17 protein-coding genes are annotated in these 21,464 nt (G+C 69.2%); 12 read left to right on the top strand and 5 right to left on the bottom strand.

Going from position 1 to position 21,464, the window contains the following annotated elements:
* Positions 1–62: 62 nt before the first annotated feature.
* From IW245_RS11370 to IW245_RS11360, 3 genes are all read left to right on the top strand, one after another.
* A complete protein-coding gene (locus IW245_RS11370; protein ID WP_197003146.1) occupies positions 63–2,471 on the top strand; it encodes a P-loop NTPase family protein in 2,409 nt (802 codons plus the stop codon).
* Positions 2,472–2,784: 313 nt separating this feature from the next.
* A complete protein-coding gene (locus tag IW245_RS11365; RefSeq protein ID WP_197003145.1) occupies positions 2,785–2,934 on the top strand; it encodes a hypothetical protein in 150 nt (49 codons plus the stop codon).
* An 88-nt stretch (positions 2,935–3,022) separates the two neighbouring features.
* Entirely contained in the window at positions 3,023–3,583 is a 561-nt protein-coding gene (locus IW245_RS11360; protein ID WP_197003144.1) for a hypothetical protein, read from the top strand.
* Between the two features lie 568 nt (positions 3,584–4,151).
* Here IW245_RS11360 and IW245_RS11355 read toward each other — a convergent pair.
* The gene (locus IW245_RS11355) at positions 4,152–6,779 is read right to left on the bottom strand and encodes an NACHT domain-containing protein (protein ID WP_197003143.1); all 2,628 of its coding nucleotides are present in this window, start codon (positions 6,777–6,779) and stop codon (positions 4,152–4,154) included.
* A gap of 695 nt (positions 6,780–7,474) precedes the next feature.
* Here IW245_RS11355 and IW245_RS11350 point away from each other — a divergent pair.
* Positions 7,475–8,830: a chymotrypsin family serine protease gene (locus tag IW245_RS11350; RefSeq protein WP_197003142.1), complete on the top strand. Its 1,356-nt coding sequence runs from the start codon at positions 7,475–7,477 to the stop codon at positions 8,828–8,830.
* 323 nt (positions 8,831–9,153) lie between these two features.
* A complete protein-coding gene (locus tag IW245_RS11345) occupies positions 9,154–9,717 on the top strand; it encodes a GNAT family N-acetyltransferase (RefSeq protein WP_233472368.1) in 564 nt (187 codons plus the stop codon).
* 289 nt (positions 9,718–10,006) lie between these two features.
* Here the strand turns inward: IW245_RS11345 and IW245_RS11340 are convergent, their stop codons facing one another.
* The 3 genes from IW245_RS11340 to IW245_RS11330 form a co-directional block, all read right to left on the bottom strand.
* Positions 10,007–10,474 (bottom strand): DUF262 domain-containing protein, encoded by a 468-nt coding sequence (locus IW245_RS11340; protein ID WP_197003140.1) that lies wholly within the window; start codon positions 10,472–10,474, stop codon positions 10,007–10,009.
* A gap of 182 nt (positions 10,475–10,656) precedes the next feature.
* Positions 10,657–11,244, bottom strand: a complete 588-nt coding sequence (locus IW245_RS11335) for a VanZ family protein (protein ID WP_197003139.1) — start codon at positions 11,242–11,244, stop codon at positions 10,657–10,659.
* Positions 11,245–11,514: 270 nt separating this feature from the next.
* Positions 11,515–11,658 carry a hypothetical protein gene (locus IW245_RS11330; RefSeq protein WP_197003138.1) on the bottom strand — a complete coding sequence of 48 codons (144 nt, stop codon included), beginning with the start codon at positions 11,656–11,658 and terminating at the stop codon, positions 11,515–11,517.
* 210 nt (positions 11,659–11,868) lie between these two features.
* Between IW245_RS11330 and IW245_RS11325 the strand changes: the two genes are divergently transcribed.
* The 7 genes from IW245_RS11325 (at position 11,869) to IW245_RS11295 (ending at position 18,796) form a co-directional block, all read left to right on the top strand.
* On the top strand, positions 11,869–12,024 hold the full coding sequence (locus tag IW245_RS11325; RefSeq protein ID WP_197003137.1) for a hypothetical protein: 156 nt from the start codon (positions 11,869–11,871) through the stop codon (positions 12,022–12,024).
* An 8-nt stretch (positions 12,025–12,032) separates the two neighbouring features.
* Positions 12,033–12,707 carry a ricin-type beta-trefoil lectin domain protein gene (locus IW245_RS11320; RefSeq protein ID WP_197003136.1) on the top strand — a complete coding sequence of 225 codons (675 nt, stop codon included), beginning with the start codon at positions 12,033–12,035 and terminating at the stop codon, positions 12,705–12,707.
* Between the two features lie 192 nt (positions 12,708–12,899).
* Complete coding sequence (locus IW245_RS11315; protein WP_197003135.1) at positions 12,900–15,167, top strand: XRE family transcriptional regulator; 2,268 nt, start codon at positions 12,900–12,902, stop codon at positions 15,165–15,167.
* Between the two features lie 160 nt (positions 15,168–15,327).
* Entirely contained in the window at positions 15,328–15,840 is a 513-nt protein-coding gene (locus IW245_RS11310; RefSeq protein ID WP_197003134.1) for a hypothetical protein, read from the top strand.
* 166 nt (positions 15,841–16,006) lie between these two features.
* Entirely contained in the window at positions 16,007–16,702 is a 696-nt protein-coding gene (locus IW245_RS11305; RefSeq protein ID WP_197003133.1) for an alpha/beta fold hydrolase, read from the top strand.
* 56 nt (positions 16,703–16,758) lie between these two features.
* The gene (locus IW245_RS11300; RefSeq protein ID WP_197003132.1) at positions 16,759–17,607 is read left to right on the top strand and encodes an alpha/beta fold hydrolase; all 849 of its coding nucleotides are present in this window, start codon (positions 16,759–16,761) and stop codon (positions 17,605–17,607) included.
* A gap of 1,024 nt (positions 17,608–18,631) precedes the next feature.
* A complete protein-coding gene (locus IW245_RS11295; protein ID WP_197003131.1) occupies positions 18,632–18,796 on the top strand; it encodes a hypothetical protein in 165 nt (54 codons plus the stop codon).
* A gap of 66 nt (positions 18,797–18,862) precedes the next feature.
* Here the strand turns inward: IW245_RS11295 and IW245_RS41570 are convergent, their stop codons facing one another.
* Positions 18,863–21,460, bottom strand: a complete 2,598-nt coding sequence (locus IW245_RS41570) for an AAA family ATPase (RefSeq protein WP_197003130.1) — start codon at positions 21,458–21,460, stop codon at positions 18,863–18,865.
* Between the last annotated feature and the right edge of the window lie 4 nt (positions 21,461–21,464).

Raw genomic sequence — 21,464 nt, 5'->3', positions numbered from 1 at the left:
CCACACGGCGACGCGGCTCCCGTCCGGAATTCAGGTCACTTGACCGGGATCTGCCCACATTCGTGGACCGGGATCTTGGCGGCGACGTGGTCGAATGGATGCGCACCGCAGGCTCGGACGGAGGGTTCCTGCTCATCGTCGGTGATTCCTGCGTGGGCAAGACCCGCCTGATCTTCGAGGCGGCTCGCGCGGTGCTGGGAGACTTCCACGTGCTGGCCCCAACCCGCGGCGACGGCGATGTCATCAACAAACTTGCGTCCGCTCCAGGGCGGCTGCCGTCCGATGGGCTGGTCGTGTGGCTCGACGAACTACAGAGGTATTTACAGGGTCCCTACTTCGTCCCAGATCCCGACGGCGACTTCCGTCCGGTCACCGCTAAAGCCATCGAGCGGCTGCTCAACGCCGAAACTGCCGTGGTGTTCGTCGCCACAATGAGGCCCGAGCACCGTGACCGGCTCCAGGCCAGCGACCACGACCCTGCGTCGGGTGTCGACCGACCGATTCATCAGCTCGCGGTGGACGTACTGGATCTCGTTGACGCCGACTACGCTCTGCAAACATTCTCGTCAGCCGAGCGAACCGCAGCTCGGGACGTCGCCACCTATGACCCGCGCGTGGCCGTAGCGCTGGCCGACCGCGACTACAACGTGACCGAGGCCCTCGCTGGCGTCCGTGAGCTTATGAGTCGCTACCGGCAAGGTACCAGCGAACAACGAGCGCTCATCCATGCGATCATCGACATGCGCCGAGTCGGAATCGAATCCTCGGTCCCGGCCACACTACTGCGCGAGGCTGCCCGCGGTTATCTGACACGTGCGACGGGCGACGGCTCCTGGTTTCGTCGGGCACTCGATTCGGTCACCAGCCGGGACCGGCGAGCCGACCGGGCCACCGCGCCCGTGCTGGAGGTCCTCGACCGCGATCGTCGCACGATCGTCGGCTATACGGTGTCTGACTACCTGACCCAGCAGTTGAGTCGCGCACGTCGGAGCGAATGCCTCCCCGCCGTCACCTGGCGGGCCCTGATGGACAATACCTGGGACTCCGCGCCACTCCTGCGCCTCGCCGGTAGCGCAGAACGCCGGCTCCTGTACGACTTCGCGTCGACACTGTACGAGCGCCACATCACGACATTCGGCCCCGCACAGCCGGCCACCTGGCGCTACCCGGACCTGGTCCTACGCAAAGGCGCCACTATGGAAGCCCTGGACAAGCTCCGGCAACTCGCGGACAAAGACGACGGCATCCAGCAACGCCTCATCGAATTGCTCCCGCCGGACTCCGCCGAGATGTGGACCTGGGCCGATGTTGATTCACGCGCCGCCCACCGGCTGGCCGACGTCCTCATCAGCCAAGGACGCCCGCAAGACGCAGCCGACATCCTGTACCCGTTCGTGCCCGCCCACGGCAGCTTGAAGTTTAGCTATATCACAGCGTTGAAGCAGCTCAACGACACCGAGGAACTGCAGCGGCTGGCCGCCGATGGCGACTACTCGGCGGCCCATGCGTTGGCAGAACTCTACGTTGCTTCCGCTTCGCCCGACGAAATCCGCCACCGCGCCGAAACTGGAGACCCCGACATAAGAAGGATCTACCTCGATCATCTAGCTGCGCAACATGATCTCGTCGCGCTGCGGAACTATGCGGCTGCCGGAGACATGTGGGCGGCCAGCCACTATGCGACCCTGTTGGCCGCGGACGGCTCCATAGACGAAGCGGTCGAAAGCCTGCGCCCGTTTGCTGGCGCAGACCGAGGTAACTGGCGCGTCACTCGCCAACTCGTCGACCTCCTCAACGCAAATGGCGAGCACGACGCCGCCATCGCGACGCTACGAGCATTCGCTGACGACTGGCGTATCGCCTGGGATCTCGGTGACGCACTCATCGCCGACGGAAGGGTACACGAGGCGATCGCCGTGTTCACACCACACGCGATCCCGATGAACGGACACATGCGTGAGCACCTCGCCCAAGTGCTCGCCGATCACAACATGATCGAAGAGCTGCGTAAGCGGGCAGCTCATCCGATCGACACCATTGCCCGCACGATCCTCGCGCGAACCTTGTTCGCTGCCGGAGACATCGAGGGTCTGCGCGAACACGTCGAACAACGTCCGCTCGGAGGCTTCGGGACGTTCGACGAGTACGGTGTAGGAATTGACGCCAACGATATGCTTGCCGAACTCGTCGCTGGAGGCCCCGACATCGATGAAGCCCTGTCAGCCCTGCGGCGCGCGGCCGACGACGGCGATATCGGAGCAGCACGACAGCTGATCAAGCTACTCATCCGCAACAGTCTCGTAGACCAACTTTGGCAAGAAGTATTCGCTGGCACCTTCGCTGCCGGCGCGGCGCTCATCGGCTACCTCGACCGACACGACCAAGCGGCGACCGCTGAAATCCTACGAAGGTGCGGGCTCAGCGCCGACGGCTCAGTTCCGGCCTGCCCAGACCTCGCCATCACGACATAATCAGCAGGTGGTGTTCAACTTCGGTGTCAGTGGCCACGAGCCGAACTGGCTCACCGACCTGCCTGCCATCCGGGCCGCCATGGGCGACGACTGAGCGAGCTGGCGCGGCGGCGCCTGAACAACGCGCGCCTGATGTGGGACCGCGAGGACGACGCATGGTTGGCCGACGGGCCGATGGTGCTGGACTTCGGCGGCGAACAACTCGAGGTCAACCACCAGAAAGACAGCGATCTGTCGATCACCTGGAACACCATCGACCTCGCACCTCCCATCGATTGGGGAACCCGCGACAACTTCCAGCTCTCGTGGCGCCGTGACACCCCACCTGAACTGGGTCGCACTGCGAGGACAGATCGTCCAGCAGGTCGAGCTGCTGGAATGGATCATCGACGGGCACGCGATCGACTCGATCGACATCCACCTCACCTTCCCGAGCGGTCAGATGACGATCGTCAAGCCGTAGACGAGAATGGACTCAGGTTCACTCGGCCGCAGGCGGCCTACCGCCGTCACTCGCCGGTCGGATGACCACCACATGCTAGGAGCGCTGTGTGTCTGAGGCAGACCTGAAGCCGTACCGCATTGAGCGACACGGCGTCAAAGAGCTGCGCCTGTACCGTGGCGGCGACCTGATCGATATCGAACACGACGCTACGGGCGATAGCCGTGCGGACACCGAACGCTGGGGTTCGGGGGTCGCCTGGTACGAGGACAGGACCGTCGTCGAGCGGTGGGAGCCCTCCGGAGATGCCTGGACGGTGCTCACCGCGGTCGCGTGCAGGCATGTGATGTGGCGCTGGGAGGACGAAGGCCTGACCGTCTGGGACGAGATCGACTCGACCGGCCAAGCCGTCCGCCACATCGAGGCCACCACAAGCGATCAGAAGTACACGGCCGCCGGGTCCCTGGACGAGGCGATCGCAGCCCTCGACACCGGAGGAGTCAACGCGGTCCGCGTCTACGAGCTGACCTACGGCGTGGTGCCCGAAACGCCGTATCCGGCCGAGGCCCTCGCCACCATGACGTCCGTCAGCAGCAGCGAGTTCCACCGCCGATGGATGGCAGCCCGAAGTGAACTTGAACCGCCTGCCGTACCAAACCAGATGCCCTGACCCGCAGCCCGCATGGTGTGTCCGTCGGCTGGGTCAATCGTCATCCTGCATGGTTCTGGCTCGGACGGCCGACCCGACTGGGTAAAGGTGAACCTCTCCGGGAGCGTGCCGATGCCGTGGCGGACGGTGAGCAGGATCGGCGGCGTGTCGGGCATCGGAGGGTCTGCCCGCCAGTTGTAGTGCAGGCTGACGAGCCCGTCAGCGCGGTTCGGGCTGGCGTAGGTGAAGGTCTTGGGAAAGCGGGGAAGGGTGAGGTGATACTCGCCGATCTCATTCAGGCTCGGACGGACAGCTGACTCGGCTGCGGTGACCGGCAGGTCGTCTTGCTCTGTCGAGTTCAAGTCCGGACCGCCGGTGGGTGCAGAGTATCTCGCTGATCTGGCGAAACGTGCCTTCCCCGACGTGGAGCCTGCGCCCTGCGGAAGGGGGATCGGGACGGGACGGCCGCCCTACGCCCCCGAAAGAGGATCCCGGGGAGTTGCAACCCCGGGATGCGCTGTCTTGAGGCAGTCGGAGGTGACGTGGGCTTAAGCCGCTTCCGTTGGGAGGAGGTCCGCAAGATCGAGGCTTACGCGCGTGCGCGTTGGGCATTGTGAATCGCGACGACGACGTCGGGTTCAGCAAGCTCGTGCGCAGCCTCAAGAAGTCTGGCGGTGAAGTTCGGGCCATAGCGCGTCATCCCCAGGTCGCACGTCGCGGTCAACACCGACAGCCAACTCGGATCATCCGCGTGTTGGGCGAAGATCCTCACGATCGAGGAGGCGTCGCCGTGACCCTGCAAGTACCGCCCGGACAGATAGGACGCCGCAAGATACTCGCGAAACGCCGTGTGAGTGAAGGCGAACCGAGCATCTAAGCCATCACCGCCAACTTCCCCAAAAAGACCCGAACGTTCACTGAAAAGGCGAAAAATTGAAGCCGTCTCCGCTCGATCACCCCTCACCATCATAACCGGATAGATAATGTCGAGCAGCCTGGATGCGCTGAGGGACGTCCGTTCCGTCGTGCTTGATTGCATAGTGAAAGCGACAACTTCGAGAGCGCGACGAATGTCCTCCCGGGAGCCAGAGCCGCGACGCTGTCGACCCGCCTCGCGCTGGATTAAGACAGAGTTGACGAAGCTTTCCATCATTCCTGCGAGAGACTCGAGGGGGCCGAGATGCACTCCTGCCAGTTGAAGTGCCAGCGGATCACCGATCATTTCGCGTAAGCCCGGCAGAAAGCGTACGTCCTGGGAAGCAATTATCCTGTGTGTGCTCATCGGCGTGGTTCGGGCCAACCGGTCCATGTACTCGCTGCACTGCACCTGGCTCCACGACGGGACTTCGGCATAAGTGAAATCCGGCAGCAGGGCTTTCAACTTTGCGTGGGGCCGCGATGTAATGAGAACGGCAATATCTGGATGATCGGCAGTGAACTGATGCAGTTGGCGCAGGAATGCAAAGCGAAGTTCGTCCAAGCCAATCTCATCGAGGCCATCGATGGCCAACCCGACGTTGCCTTTCTTCAGGGCGATGTCCAGTGCGTCGTTAGGGATGTCGATGTCAGCACGCTCGCGTAGTCCCCGCAGGAGCAGCGTCTGTATGTTTTCCACCTGATCTCCGGGCCGGATGTCGCGGGCGAACAACACCAGCGGAAGAATCGCCTGAGGGTCGACCCCGCGCGCGATCGCAGCAGTGAGGCACAGATGATTGACGATGGTGGTCTTTCCGCTTCCACCAGGACCGACGATGAGTGTCTTCTGCCTTCCCGAGAAGAGATCTCGAGGATCGGTCGTGTCGCCAGCGACAGCAATTCGGTTCTCGATGTACAGGTCTTTAAGGACAAGGTCGAGATGATCTAGGTGTCCGAGGAGCGGCACTCGGCTTGATGTCTGCTTCAGCCAGGTCACATAGGTTGTGTTGAGTGTATGGAGGGCCCAGGAGGTAATTCGCTTTCGCGCCAAGCCGAGCTGCGGATCGTTGGTTTTGGGTTGTAGTTCTCGGACCCAAGACCACAGCAGCGCGTGCATGTGGCACCTATCGCCGTCCTTCCGGACGAGGTGCCGCGCCGCCAAGCGGTCGAACGCGTCCTCGGCTGCGCGCTGGTCAGCGGAAAGTGCGGCTAACACCAAGCCCATACTGGAGGTAGGGGCAGGAGTCAGTGCCATCAGTCTGAATGTTGCGGCGTCGGTCGGCTCAAGGCTTCGATAGGCCGCATGGAACGTACGGTGAACCGACTCGAGTCCCGAAGTCAGCACTTCCGTGCGTACCCCTCCTGACTCATCTGTCAGCTTCCTCGCGATGTCAGACCAGGACCAGTCTGGCCGTTCGCTGATCATGCCGGCGCTTATCCGGAGGGCCAACGGAAGGTGTCCGTTCAGGTCCGCTACCGCCCGGATGGCGGGGTCATCGGGTGTGTCGCGGCGCCCGGCGACCCGAGCAAGGAGTTCCACGGATTCGTCGGCGTTCATCTGTGTCAGCCCGACGATGCGTAGTCCCGGTAGGCCGGTCATCGGTGCCCAGCTGGTGATGATCACCACCGCGTCGGGCTGTGATGGCAGCAGAAACGGGAGGTCCGGACTCGGCGTAGCGTTGTCGATCAGCACGAGGGGGCGGTACTTTCCCAGCAGCATCCGGTAGTCGTCCGCCCTGGCGATCACGCCGGGAGGAAGTTCAGACTGCTGCACTCCCAGCCATGTCAACGCGTTGCCGAGGCAAGCCTCGATGTCACTTCGAGACATGTCGAAGTAGATCTGGCAATCGTGTCGCTCAGCGCCGAGACGTGAAGCAATCTCCACTGCCAAAGTGGTCTTGCCCGTCCCAGGCAGGCCGTAAATGTTGACCATGGCATGGTTCCGCAACAGGTCCTGGACCTCGGCGATGACGGCGTCACGGCCGATGAAATCACGGGCGGCTGGAGGTAGCCGGCGTACCTGTTCGAGCGGTGTGCGATGGGAGCGTTCCGCATGGGGTCCAAAATAGTCAATCGCCCCACCGTCGCCGCGGACGACAGGCCCAGCAGCGTCGCTACCCACGTTGCCCGCGTCGGTTGACCGCTGCACCCACACAAGGCCGACGCCGAGCAGAACTGCTGCCAGCGTGAGCGCGCCCGAACACCAGAATGGGTAGCGATGGATCAACTCGAACGGCATCGGCCACACGCCGCTCGAAGATGTCGCAACGTTGATGGCGACGGCCGCGAGATTCGCGGTCACGGTCAAGATCGCAGTCAGGAAGGCGGGCCCGACCCACGATCGTCGATCAGCTGACACCGAGCCGCCCTTCACGCACCACCTAAGCACTCATCGACATTGAATCCCATCGGGACGTCAAGAGGTAGCCGAGGCACGGTCGAATACCAGACGCCTGTCCTACCTGCTCAGATCGCGGTGTAGCGACAGCGAACATGCGGGTGGATAGGCTTCGTCCCACGCGAACGTGGCGGCGCGCTCGGGCGCGTCGCAGTCGTGTCCCGATGGCTGACGGGCAGCTGCCAGTGTTCAGGTGGTCCCGGGGCTTGATCCGTACAGCCGATGGTCGAGCGCGACGGCATTGATCGATCAGGTTGGGGTGACCAGCTGATCCGGGATGAGGCGTCGACAGGTGGCCGGTCCCGGGGCGGGCAGTCGTCTGGGGGTGCCGATGTAGAGCCAGCCGAGCAGCTGCTCGGTTACCTCGACGCCGAGGTGCTTGAGGACCTGGGACGCATTGGTTGCCGGTCCGGTGTCTGACCGAGCGGATCAAACGGTTCGGCCTGAACGACTCCGACGACGACATCGCCGCCGCCCCGAGCTACGACGACTGTCTCGACGGCGTCAGTGTCGCCGCTGACCACGCTGCCTTATTCCGGACAGGCGGTTGGGGCTGTACGGGACAGCGGGACACCGCCGCCCCTGGCAAACTTCCATTCATGAATCGACATGGATATATGCGAGTCGTCCTGTTGGTGACGGCTGTCGCGATCAGTCTGGTGCCGCAGTCCGCCTCGGCGCAGCCGGGACCGGCCAGTTCCGCGGCCGGCGAACCGAGCCGGCTGGGCCTGCCCGCCGGGTTCGCCTCGTGGGCGCAGCTCTTCGACGCGCAGCGGCCCCTCGACGAGGCCGCGACCCGGGTCGAGGACGCCGCTTCCGCGCACCCGGGATCCGGGTTCACCAGCGTCACCGTCGATGCGGCCAAGGGGACGTTGACAGTCTTCTGGCACGGCACGCCGTCAAAGGCGGAGCAGGCGGTCTTGGACCACGTCCGGCACCAGGGGACCACGGTCACGCTGGTTCCGGCCCGGTACTCGAAGTTGGACCTCGACCGCCAGGTCGCGCAGATCGCGCTGGACGCCACCGCCGGTGGCGCCGAGCGGGTCACGCACATCACGAAGCGGCCCGACGGGAGCGGGATTGAGGTCGGCGTCGCGCCCGCCCAGGCACCCTCCGCGCGGACCGGCGCTCCGCTGGGCAGCAGCCTCGCGCACGTGCAGGCGGCCGGGAGGGACGTCGAGCTGACGATCACCATCGGCTCCAACGACCGGGCACCGGGGCTGTCTCGCGAGTCCGACACCCCCGCGTACTGGGGCGGGGCCCTGGTGCGGTACTCAGCGGACTCCTACTGCAGCAGCGGGTTCGCGGTGCACTGGCCCCAGGACGGCAACGACTACATGACGACCGCGGCGCACTGCGGGGGCGTCTGGCAGACGTACTCCAACGGCAACTTCACCTCGACCATGGGCCCTGGCACCCCCGGAGGTACCGGCTACGACCTGATGTTCATCCGCACCGCGAGCGGCACGGCGGGCCGCATCTACACCGGCCCGCGCGCCTATGCCGCCGGCCAGGGCAGCATGCCGGTGACCCGCGCCTCGCACACCCACGTCGGTGACAGCCTCTGCACGGGCGGAGCGGCCACCGGCTGGCACTGCTACATCCGGGCCTCCGGTCCGACCCAGGACTGCCGGGCATGGGTGGCCGCCGTCGGCCTGGGCAACTGCTTCAACGTCGAGGGCGGGATCACCACGGTCGCGAACCAGTTGATCGCGGGACACGGCGACAGCGGCGGGCCGGTGTGGACGCCCATCAACGGTTTCGACCAGCCGAACAGTTCCGCCGACGCCCGGGGCCTCATCTCCAGCCGGCCCGACGGCTGGGCGGACATCCCGTGCGGCAACGACCCGGTGTTCAACCAGCCGAACACCTGCTCCACCGCCGTCTGGTTCACCGACGTCGTCAGCGCGATCGGCCCGTGGGCCGCCAGCGGAATGTACGTCAAGACCAGCTGACCCGACGGCCGGGACCGGCCCCGGGGCCGGTCCCGGCCGACGCGGGATACCCGAGATCCACTTTGTGGCGGGTGTCTGGCGTACTTCGGCGCGCCCCCTGGACGCCGCAAGATCACCCGCAAACTCAACTCGGACACCGCAAGGTTGAACGGGACCGGACAACCAGGATCGGGGTCACCGTCCTGGTTGCGCCTATCCCTGTTTGTGTAGTTGGCCTGGCGGTGGCGCTCTGACCTAGTACTCTCGTGCGGATGATCTTGCCTGAGGTAACAGACGTACTCCGTAGCTGGGCGAAGGGTTTGGCCGCCGTCAGGCGCAACTCCGTGCCTGTCGAGACCGCCTGGGGTCTGCGGATCGACGAGGTCCGGCCGAAGACTCGTTCCCGTTGTCTGGTGTTTGGCGACGACCTCGACGCGGTGCGCGGCGCGTCGAAGGAGGCGACCGTTCCGCACGGTGTGATCATCGTCGTCGCCGCTGAGGACGCGGCGGCAGCCCTGCTGGGGCAGGCCTGGCAGGGCACGCCGCCGGAGCCGCTCATGACGACCACGCTGCGGCGGGTCGCGCCGAGCGTGCCCGCCGGCTATGACCTCAGCACCACGATCGACGCGGGCGTGATCAACGTGCGCGTTCAGTCTGAGGGCGAGGTCGCCGCGGCGGGGTACATCGCTGTGGTGGACGGTGTCGCCGTCGTGGATCGCGTCGCCACCGAGCCCGCACATCAGCGCCGTGGCTTGGGCACGGCGGTGATGAACGCACTCACCGTCGCCGCCATGGACCAAGGGGGTGTGACCGCCGTGCTCCACGCGACGGAGGAAGGACGTGCGCTCTACGAGGGTCTCGGCTGGCAACTGCGCGCAAGGATCACCAGCTTCACCCACGAGTCATGATCTGACGATGTGTGGCGGCGGGTGCGAGCGCGGCCCATGCGGCAACGGACGCCTCACCCGCTGGCTCGGCAGCCGGTTCCGGCGCGTGGAGAGCCGCGTCTACCTCGTCGACAACCCGACGCTTGACGTTCGCCACCGCACACTGGCCACCTCTGGTCGACGGCGGCTATCCCAGCATCTGACGGCCAGTGGATGCCGTGTCCCTGGGGCCGTCGCTCGCGTCAGGCCCCAGGGCGGCTTCCGGCCGTGATGACGACTGGGCGCCCGGCCAGCCGGCTGGCGATGCCGGTCACCGTGTCTGCCGCCCTTCGGGTCGGCAGGTGAAGGACCGGCACCCGCGTGTCCAGAGCCACGCCGCCGAGGTGCTGAGCCTGCTCGACGAGGTGCTGGTCGTCGGCGGCGAGGTGCGACCGTGGGTGAGGAGGGCCAGGGTGCTCGTCAGGGTCCGCACGAGCCACCACGACGACGGCCGGCCGTCGATCGTGGGGGAGTGTCGGGTGGCCTGGCCGGTGGTGTCGGTGAGGTCCCAGTACATCTCGGACCCGGAGTCAGGGCGCGGGTCGCCGGCCAGTGGCGCGTGCAGGGAGTCAGCGATGGTCGTCAGGCGGTGGCGTCCGTCGAGGACCAGGCCTTCCTCCGGGTACGGCCCGTACACGATGAGGGTGCCGATCGGCCAGCCACGACCGATGCTGTCGATCAGGCGGAGGGCCTGGTCCGTGACCGGCGCGTGCCGGCCAGGTCGACGGCCTTGCCCCACGCCGCGAGCCCGGACACCGCCGGCCGGAGACACGTGCGCACGGCCGGCGGCGGGGAGGCCCGGCGAGTGAACGGCAATTACCACGGTCTGTGTCCATGGCAGGGTTGTCGTAGAACTCATCGGCGGTCCATGGTCCCACCGACTTCATCTGCCAGCCCCCTGTTGACCCGGGGCCGGTTCACTCAGCCTCGCGGTACCGCAGCCCGGGGTCGGCGTGACGGCGCCGTGGCCGTGGCCCGCCACCAGCGGCGTGACGCCAGGGCGGCCAGTCCGGCGCCGGCGGCGTTGAGTAGGACGTCATCTACGGAGGACACCCAGTCTAGGCGTAGGACGTATTGTGCCACTTCGACGAGGATCGAGCAGCCGGCCGCCAGTGCCAGGATCCGTGGTACCGACGCCAGCGGGGCGAACCGTATCGGGGCGAAGAAGCCCAGGGTTGCGAACACCAGCAGGTTGCCGACGATCTGGACGGTCGCCCTCAGCGGACCGGCGGCGATGATCGTCAGCAGATCGTGCACTGGTACCAGGCTCACCCGACCGGGGACGGAACCGGCGCCGGGTCCCGGCAACAGGATCATCCACACCCATGGCACCGTCCCGTACACGATGGCGACCTCGGCCAGCGCCGTGCGCCGTGCCGGGGTGATGCCGGTGACCCGGTGCCGGCGTGCCAGGACCCACACTGCCAGCGCGGCCAACGGCAGCACCGCCACCGTGAGGAGCGCGACGCCTGTGAAAGTGCCGAGCCAGCCGTGCCAGCCTTTGAGCACGCGGTCCTCCTCGTCGTTCGACCGCGAATCTACCGGGCTCCGAGCCGACCGGGGACATCACGCTCGCAGCTGATGCCGCAACAGCACAGTGTTCGCCACGGGGTCGGGCTGGCGGCGGGGTGGAGCCGCCCGCTGGTGGAGAACAGCTTCACTGGTCTGGCGGTCAAAAGGGTCAGGCGGGTTCTGTGGCGGGTGGGCGCTGGGTCTGATGCGAAAGCGCCTGGCGGCAGATCGGTGGCGAATCCGGGCGGGCGGTGGATCCTAACCCGACTATTCGGTGTGGGCGTGCGCGGCGACGATCTCGTACGCCTCGAGTAGCCCCTCGGCGCGTTCCCCGGTCGCGGCCGCTGCGGCGTCGGCGAGGTGTTGCAGGACGGGGCGGGCGAACAGCAGCGGCTCGGTCAGTGGATCCATCTTTGCGGAACCGTGGTGTTTCGGGGCCGGCCTCCGCCATTGCCTCGGCGAGGGTGGCGAGCTTGAGGCTGTTCCGTCTCGCCGTGGAGCGCTCCCCGGCTGGATCAGTGCTGCACGCGGTCAGCGACCGATCCCGTCGGCACGGTCGAGGCGAAGAACCTGGCCGACGCCGAGGCGGCGCTGGCCGACGAGGCCGGCGGGGTACTGCTGTTGGCCGCCGCGCCCGGTGGCCGCGACGCCGACCGGGTCCGCCAGCTGGCCGACGACCCCGCTGGCCGGTGGTCGGTGGTCGTGGTCGGCCGGCTCGAGGAGACCGGTGGCGCTTCACCATCGACGCCGCCGGGATCGTGGACACCGGGCTGCTGAACGGGCCGGTGGCTCGCCGATCCCAGCCGCCCGTCCAGCATCAGCCCGCCACCGTCTCCAGTGGCGCTGCGGGGGCCGGCCGGGGATTCTGGCCGCTGGCCACCCGGGCGCGGATCATCGGCTCGGGCGTGGCGGTGGCTTGTCTGGCGGGCGCTGCCCTGACGTTCACCCTGGTGGACTTCTCCCCGTCCCCAGCCGCCAGAGTTCGGCCCGAGAACCAGGCCGCGACCCGCGCAGTCGCCTCGTCAACACCCGCGCACACGACGAAGCCGACGACCACGCGGTCCCCGTCGCCGTCGCCCCGCCCGACGCAGGGCGTACCCAACGGCGCGCTACTGAATCCCGGCACCGGAAAGTGCCTGAGCGGATCGGCCGGCTCGGACGGCACGCCGCTGATCCTGGCACCGTGCGACGGCAGCCCGAACCAGAAGCGGGACGTCGCCGCCGATGGCACGATCCGCACCCTGGGCCTGTGCTACGACGCGGCCTGGGGTGCCACCGCGCCCGGCACGATCGTGCAGCTCGCGAACTGCCGCGGCAACCCGGCGCAGCAGTTCGCACTGCGCGGGGACACCATCCACTCCAAGCAGGCCGACCTGTGCGTGGGCGCGGCCAGGGACGGCGCGGAGATCCGACTGCTCCCCTGCGACGGCGCGGCGTCAAAGACCTTCAATCGAGGCTGAACACCGCCTAGCTGGTCAGGGCCTGCTCACGCGGGCGCGGTGAGGGTTTGGCCACGCGGTGAAGCCAGTAGATCGCAGGGCACCGCAGGTCAAGGCCGTCACGGCAGAAGCCGGCACCCAGGTTCGACGTCTCCACCCCGAATCCGCTGACCGTCCGGCTGCGCGGTCCGAGGTACCAGCGATGATGATGCGATGGGTGAGGAGAGTTCGTTCGCGGTCGCGCTGAGGATGCTGCGTCGCGCCGCCGGGTTGACGTTGGAGGAGTTGGCCGAGGGCTCGGGTGTGAGTGTGCGGGCGTTGAGCGATATGGAACGCGGCCGGGCGTTGGGCCCGCAGCGGCGGACGGTCGCGCTGATCGCCGACACGTTGAAGCTCGAGGGTGTTGGCCGGGACGAACTCTTCGCATTGGCCAAGGCGGGCCGCACGAGGCAGGCGTACCTCGCGGCCGCGCCGGGCCTGGCCGAGCTGCCCGGCTCGATCGCTGACTTCACCGGGCGGGCTGCGGAGCTGGCGTGGCTGACCCGGCTGGCCGACACCCTGCAGGAGCTCGGCGACCGGTCCGGGGCGGCGGTGGTCTCCGGTGGTGCGGGGCTGGGCAAGACAACGCTGGTGGTCCGCGCCGCGCATCGGCTGCGGGACCACTTCCCCGGCGGGGTGCTGTTCGTCGACGCGCTGGGCATGAGCCGACGGCCGGTCGGCAGCGACGAGCTCCTCGCCCGGCTGCTGCGCGCGCTGGGGGTCCGCGATCAGCAGATCCCCCGGGACGGGGCCGAGCGCGCAGGCCGGTACCGGCAGCTGCTGCGCGAGCGACGGGTACTCGTGGTCATCGATGACGCGGCCTCCGAGGCGCAGGTGCGGCCGGTGCTGCCCGGTGACGGGCACAGCCTGCTGCTGGTCACGAGCTGGCGGCTGCTGGCCGGGCTGGAGGGTGTACGGCGGTTGCAGTTGGCGCCGATGCCGGCGGTCGACGCTTCCGATCTGTTGAGCCGGATTCTCACCGAGCGCCTGGACGTGCCGCACACCGACGACGTGCGGGGGCTGGTGGAGCTGCTGGGCGGGCTGCCGCTGGCGCTGAGGATCGTCGGCAACCGGCTCATCTCGCGGCCAGGGTGGAGCGCCGCTGACCTGGCTGCCCGGTTGTCGATCGCCGAGCGGAGGTTGCAGCAGCTCAGCGCCGGGGACCTGACGGTCGCGGCGGCGTTCGGCATGTCCTACGAGCAGCTGCCGGCCAGCACCCGGCTGGTGTTCCGCCGCGCGGCGCTGGTGCCGGGCGCGGACTTCAGCTCCGCGCTGGCGGGGGTGGTCGCCGACGTGTCGGTGCCGGTTGTCGAGGACGAGCTCGATGACCTGGTCGACCTGGGGTTGATGGACACGGCACCCGGTGGCCGCTACCGGTTCCACGACCTGGTGCGGCTGTATGCCCACCAGCGGCTCGAGCAGGAGGACGCCGCCGATGCCGTCGCGGCCGTCCGGCGGCGGATGGTCACCTGGCTGCTGACGACCGTCACCGCGGCCGGGCGCGTGTTCGGGCCAGGCGCCGGTGAGGCGGGAGATGCCGGCTTCGACGGGGTCGCCGACGCGGAGGCCTGGATCCGGGTTGAGGCCGAGCACTGGTTCCCGGCGCTCGGCGACGCCGCGGTCGCAGGCGACCACCACGATGTCGTGCGTGCCGCCAGCGCCCTGCACTGGTTCTCCGACCGCTGGAACTACTGGTCCCGCTGGCCCGACGTCTTCACGCTGGCCCTGGACTCCGCGGTCGCGCTCGGGGACGCCGCGCGGCAGGCCGAGTTCCTCAACCATCTGGCGTGGGCCCACACCCAGCCGTGGCGCGACTGCCGGCAGGGGCTGGGCTATGCGCAGCGGGCACTGGTCCTGGCACGTGAGGCCGGCGACGTACGGCAGGAGGCGTGGGCGTGGCAGTTCACCGCCGTCGCCCGCATCAACCTGGGCGAGTGGCAGGCCGCCTCAGACGCCGTGCGCGCGGCGGCCGATCGGTTCGAACAAGCCGGGGACATCGACGCGTTCTGCCAGAGCCTGCTGGGCCGCGGCGCCCTCGCGCTGAAACTCAGGGACGTGACCGGGGCATTGGCCGACTTCCAGCGCGCACTGCAACTCGTGGAAGACCCGGCCTCAGGCATGACCCCGTCGATCGCGGCGGCGACGCTGCCGGAGGTGCTGGGGCAGACCGCCCTGACCCTGCGTCGCCTCGGCCGCGCCGGCGAGGGCGTGCCCCTGCTCCTGCGGGCGACGGACCTGTTCGGTGAGCTGCGCATCGCCCTGTCGCGGGCGAAGTGGCTGCGCATCCTCGGCCGGGACTTCTACGGCGCCGACCACCCCGTCAAAGCACGCGAGAGCCTGCTGGCAGCCGCGGAGATCTACGACTCGATCGGGCAGCCCGACGAGGCGGCCGGCTGCCGGGAGACGGCCACCGCGATCGGTTCCGGGGACGGTGGCTCGTAATGGCCACCCCGCACCGCAACCTCAGTGATCCGCAGCAGGCACTGGCCGTCGCGCGGGCAGCTGCGAACCTGTTGCCGGGTTGGTCTCTCCCTCTGCCGGGGGAGAGGCTTCCCTCACGGGCGGGATGATCCACCGTCTGCGCTAGCGCAGAGTGGATTTCATGATCAACGACACGGCGCGTCCCGTTCCGAGCTGGGCGGCCTTCACCGCCCGGGCCATTCCGTGGGCGCTACTGCCCTGGTGCCTGTGGCGGCTGCCGTTCGCCGTCGACTTCACGATGGGCACCATCGATCCCGCCGCGCCGGCCATGCCGTGGTGGGGCGGGGTCTACGTCGTGGGACTCAGCGTCCTGTCGGAGGGACTCGCGCTGCTGACGCTGGGCCTTGTACGCGGCTGGGGCGAGACCTTCCCCGCCTGGGTGCCGGTACTCGGCGCACGGCGCGTGCCGCCGTGGGCGGCGATCGTGCCCGGTGCCCTGGGCGGCCTGGTCCTGACCGTGGCGTTGTGGGGGTCCTTTCTGCGGGGCCTGCTGCACGTCGGGGGCTACGACCTCGTCCGCTTCGCCAACGGCTGGTGGGAGGCCCTGGCGACGGTGTGCGTCGCCCCCGGCATGCTGTGGGGTCCGGCGGTGCTGGCACTGACCTGGGCCTACCACCGCCGCCGCCGGGCCTGACGCCTGACGCCGCCTGCGCCCCCGCCACGGCGGGGACCACCAGCCGCGCGGACACGGCACTAGTTCTGCATCCTGTTCCGCCTGTTCCGCTCCTCGCGCTGCGACTTGCATGGAAGGCGACCCGGCCGGCGCCCCGCCGGCCGCCCTGGCGCCCCGGGAGCGTTCCATGTCCACGCCCTCTGTCCGCAATATCGTGTTGGTGCACGGCGGTTTCGTCGACGGTTCCGGCTGGCAGGCCGTGCACCGGCTGCTGACCGCCGACGGGTTCACCGTCACCGTCGTGCAGAATCCGACCCTGTCCCTGGAAGGTGACGTCGCCGCGACCCGGTTCGTCCTCGACGGTCTCGACGGCCCGGCCGTCCTCGTCGGGCACTCCTACGGCGGGGCCGTCATCAGCGAGGCGGGCACGCACGAGTCCGTCGCCGCCCTCGTGTACATCGCCGCGTTCGCCCCCGACAAGGGGGAGTCCGTCAACACCCTGATCGCCGACCCGCCGCCCGGCGCGCCCGTTCCGCCGATCCTTGAGCCCCGCGACGGCTTCTTGTTCCTCGACCGGGCCAAGTTCGCCGCGTCGTTCGCCGCCGACTTGCCCGCCGCCGACGCCGCGTTCCTCGCCGACTCCCAGGTGCCGTGGGGCGTCGACGCCCTGGCGGGTGCGGTGACCGAGCCGGCGTGGCGGCACAAGCCCAGTTCCTACCTGGTCGCCACGGAGGACCGGATGATCCCGCCGGCCGCCCAGCGGGCCATGGCCACCCGCGCCGGGGCCGTCACGACCGAGGCGATCGGCAGCCACGCCGTGTATGTCTCCCAGCCCGGTGCGGTCGCCGACCTCATCCGCCAGGCCGCGTCGGCCGAACGCTGAGCCCTCCGGCGCCTGGCGTCAGCCGCGTTTCCCCATCCCATTGTGTGAGGAGTTCCATGAGTACAAGTGTTTCCCGCCGTCAGGTCCTGGCCGCCGGAGCCGTGGTGGCCACGTCGGCGGCGCTGGTAGCTGGCTCGGAAGGAGCGGCCGCGGCGGCGGCCCCGACCGCCAGCGGTGAGGACAAACCGAAGACCAAGCCCACGATCGTGCTGGTACATGGCGGCTACGCCGATTCCTCCTGCTGGAACGCCACCATCGCGGAGTTGCACCACAAGGGCTACACCACCGTCTGCGGGTCGAACCCGCTGCGGGGTATTCCGACCGACGCCCCGTACATCGGTAGTCTGCTGGACTCGATCAGCGGGCCGGTCGTGCTGGTCGCGCACTCCATGGGTGGAACGGTCATCACGAACGCCGCCGCCGGGAAGAGCAACGTCAAGGCGTTGGTCTACATCGCGGCGTTCGTGCCCGACGTGGGGGAGACGCAGGGGGAGCTCATCACCAAGTTCCCCGGCAGCGAGGTCGAGCCGGTCAGCGTGGGGGTCCCGTACACGAAGGCCGACGGCACGACTGGAATCGACCTGTACCTGAGCAAGGACGGGCAGGCGGCCTTCGCAGCCGACATTCCCACCAGCGCCTTCCGGGTGCTCCAGTCCACCCAGCGGCCGTTCGACGTCGCCTCCTTCACCTATCCGACCACCGCCGCGGCCTGGAAGACCATCCCGTCATGGGGCCTCGTTGCCGGAAAGGACAAGGCGATCCCGCCCGCGTGCGAGCGCTGGATGTACAGCCGCGCGAACGCACGCAAGGTCGTCGAAGTGCCGAACTCGTCCCACGTCGTGATGCTCAGCCACCCCAGGATCGTCGCCGACCTCATCGTGGACGCCGCCACAGCGGTCAGCTGACACTCGCGACAGCGCCCCGGTCCACCGCCGTGGACCGGGGCCCGCGCGGGCACCACCTGCCTCGCGGGCGAAGCGCCCGCCCCACCCGAGCAGGCGACTCTCAGCCCGGCCGAGTGGCAGCTACTCACAGAATGGCGTCTCCGTCGCCGCATCGCGACAGTTGGTGCGCCCGGTGAACCGATGGGGTGAGGATTCAGAATGGCTCAGAGCCACTTCCCGTGATCATCATCCGTCCGGAGGCGATGGAGGAGCGGTTCGGCAGGAAACGGCCGATCCGGCCATCACGGAGCCGTAGTTGCGCCTCCTGTCCGCCGGCCACGCCCGCGAACTCCTCACCCGGTGCGGCTCTGACCTCCCCACGCCAACCCCGACCGCGTCCACCCTGCTCGGTCCACAGATCGACCAGTACAGCGATCTCGGTCTGGTCGGCACATACGATCACCGCCGGTCCGTGATAGTTCGCGGCACGGCTCCACCGCGGTTGATTTCGCAGGACCACGACTCTGTGACCACCTTTCCGAGCGCCATCCGAACCGGCCAGTAACATCCGACACCTCTCACATTAGACAGAAGCGGCTGCGCCCGGGAGAGTCCATCGGTCCAGGCCTGGGGGCCGCCCGGCTGACTTCGGTGTGCAAGACGAGTCCTATGGCCCAGTCGGCGAGGCCTGCGGCGGCGGGACGAGGCATGATGCCCGAATTCCGGATCTTCGCCGTGCCGATCGCGGTGTTCCGCCGTGGCCCAGGGCGGCCCCGCAGGCGTCGATGTGTGGCTTCGGCTCGTCGAACACCTCACCCGCCAGCGGGCCGACACGCTGGCGGCCTCGCTGACCGCCGGGCCCGGTTGGCGGCGGGTCGAGCCGGCCGGTGTGCCGAGGTGAGTTGGTCTCGGATTTCACCGACCCGGGTTCCCCGTCCCGTCGCAGGGTGAAGGGGAGCGAGGACTGCAGAGATGCAGCCTTCGCTGTTCGTCCACGCGCACCCGGGTGCGCACACTGTGATCGCCGAGGCCGCAGGTGTCGGGCGTGGATCGCCGACCGCACGACGACCTCCTCTGCGCTGCCTACGCCCATCTCGCCATCGAGACCCTCATCTTCGCCCGGACCCGCCCCGACCCCGCGGCGGCCGTCGACCAGGCTCCTCGAACAGGGCTGGACCGCCACGGCCGGCAGCGGTGCGCCAGCGCCTGACCCAACCCGTTCATGAAATTCAACCTTTGTGGACCGGCGCCGTGCGTTGCCCGTACCCGGTTGCGGTCACCGAATCGCGGGGAGATCCCGGAGCTGCCGGCGTGAGGTCAGGCCCAGTTTGCGGAAGATGTTGCGCAGGTGGGCGTCGACGGTCCGCGGGCTGAGGAACAGCGTCGCGGCCACTTCCTTGGAGGTGGCACCGTCGGCGACCAGCCGCGCGATGTGAACCTCCTGCATGGTCAGCGTGTCGGACGCCGGCGCGGTACGGCTGCGGGCGTGTTCGCCGGTGGCGGTCAGCTCGCGGGCGGCCCGCTCGGCGAAGGCCGCCGCGCCGGTCGCGGAGAACAGCTCGTGTGCCCGGCGGAGCTCGATCCGGGCCTGGGCGCGCTGGCCCTGCCGGCGTAGCCACTCGCCGTGCAGGAGCAACGCCCGGCCCCGGTGCACGACCTGGGGCTCGTCCTCCAGGATCGCGACCGCCTCCCGGTAGGCGCCGCCCTCGTCGGTGACCAGGGCACGGGCGTAGGCGGCCACGCCCAGGCCCCAGGGCCGCCCGCCGGCCTGGGCGCGTTCCTCCAGCTCGCCGAGTGCTGAGCGGGCCGCGTCGTGCTCGCCGCACCGGACCGCCGCCTCGATCAGCTCCGGCAGGGCCAGGCCGGACAGTCCGAGGTCACCGGTCGCCACGGCTGCCCGGGCGGCGGCCAGCGCCGCCGGATAGTCGGCGTGCCCGTTGCCCAGCACGGCCCGGGCGTAGTGCACGCTCAGGCTCATGTGCGGGCCGAGCGTGCCGAACAGCTCCTCGGCCTCGGCGCGCCGGCCACGGAGTGCCGTCAGGTGAATGCGCGGGTAGACCAGCGGCGCGGCGCCGGTCGCCTCGGCGATCGACTCCTCCTCGGAGATCATCGCCATTGCGGCACCGAAGTCGCCCCGGTAGGCGGTGCTGACCGCCAGCATCGCCAGCCCGATCGGCAGCAGGTGAAAGGCCCCGGAGCCACGGCCCGCGGCGGCGAACCGGGCCGCGATGCCGTGCATGGCCTCGGCGTCCCAGAACTCGACGGCCAGCAGATAGCCCAGCGTCGGCCGCCGAGCCCAGACCTCGGCCCTGGGGTCTGCGACCGCGGCCGCGAGCGGACCGGCGGCCACGTGTCCCTGATCGGCCAGGGCCACCATGCCCGCCAGCACCGGGTCACCGCCCGGCACGGTCCGGACTGCGGCCAGCACCTCGGCCAGGCCACCGGTCAGGACGCCGGTCTCGACGGCCTCCAGATAGCAGGCGCGGGCCAGGTCCGGATCGCTCGCGCTCAGCCGGCCGGCGGCCCGCAGCAAGTGCTCGGTGGGCCGCCGGTCGCCCCTGTGCCGGGCGAAGGAGATCCGGCCGCGCAGCAGGTCAGCGCGCGGCTCCTCCGGGTCGACGGTGCCGAGCAGCTCGGCGGCCACGTCGAACTCGCCGAGGCTGAGCTTGGCCTCGGCGGCGGCGAGCACCCGGCTGCTCCGGCGGCCCGGGTCGAGGGTCAGACCGGCGGCCCGCTCCAGGAAGGCCGCGGCGGCGGCGACCCCGCCTCGGGCGCTGGCCCGGTGCGCGGAGTCCTCCAGAGCCGCCGCGACCTCCTCGTCGGGGCCGACACTGGCCTGGGCCCGGTGCCAGGCCACCCGGTCGGGATCGGCCACCGGGTCACTGACCTCGGCGAGCGCGGCATGCGCCCGCCGCCGGTCCGCCAGGGGCGCGCCCTGGTAGGCGGCGGATCGGGCCAGTGGATGCACGAACCGGACCCGGGTCCCGATCTCCACCAGCGGCAGCTCACCGCCGACAGCCTCGGTGATCCCGAGCCGTTCGGCGGCCCGCCACAGCAGGGCCGGGTCGCCGAGCGGTTCGGCGGCGGCCAGGGCCAGGGCGAGCCGGTCCGCAGGGCCCAGGCCGGCCAGCCGGGCCCGGAAGCTCTGCTCGACCGCACCGGCCGGTTCCGGCAGTCGGAAGCCGCCGGCCAGCGCCGCGGTCGTCGGTAGCTCCAGCAAGGCCAGCGGGTTACCGCGGGCCTCGGCCAGGATCCGTTCAGCGACCTGCGGGTCCAGCGGCGCGCCGAGCGCCCGGTGGAGCAGCGTGCGGGACCGGGACTCGTCGAGCCGGCCGACCGGCAGCCGGGGCAGGCCGGCCAGCTCCCGGCCGAGCTCCTCCCGGGCGGCGAAGACCATCGCCAGCTGCTCGGCGCCGAGCCGGCGGGCGACGAAGGCCAGCGCCCGGGCGGAGGCGTCGTCGAGCCAGTGCGCGTCGTCGATCACGCACAGCACCGGCCGGCCGACCTCGACCAGCAGGCCGAGGCAGGCGGCCCCGACCAGGAACGGATCCGGGCTGCCGGAGCGGATCCCGAACGCGATCTCCAGTGCGGCCCGGTGCGGGGGCGGCAGGGCGGGCAGGCCGGACAGTACCGGTCCGCAGAGCTGGTGCAGCGCGGCATAGGGCAGCTCCGTCTCGAACTCGACGCCGGACGCCCGCAACACCAGCAGGTCGGCCGGACCGCCGACGCCCGAGGCCAGCCGGTCCAGTAGCGCGCTCTTGCCGATGCCGGGCTCACCGTGCAGCAGCAGCGCGCCGCCCTCGCCCCGGCCGAGGCCCGCCAACAGCGCCTCCAGTCGCGCCGTCTCGTCCTCGCGTCCCAGAAGAACCGTCATGGGA

Source organism: Longispora fulva, assembly GCF_015751905.1.
Taxonomy (GTDB): domain Bacteria; phylum Actinomycetota; class Actinomycetes; order Mycobacteriales; family Micromonosporaceae; genus Longispora; species Longispora fulva.
The sequence above is the reverse complement of the archived record's forward strand: the minus strand, read 5'-3'. Positions and strand labels throughout refer to the sequence as shown.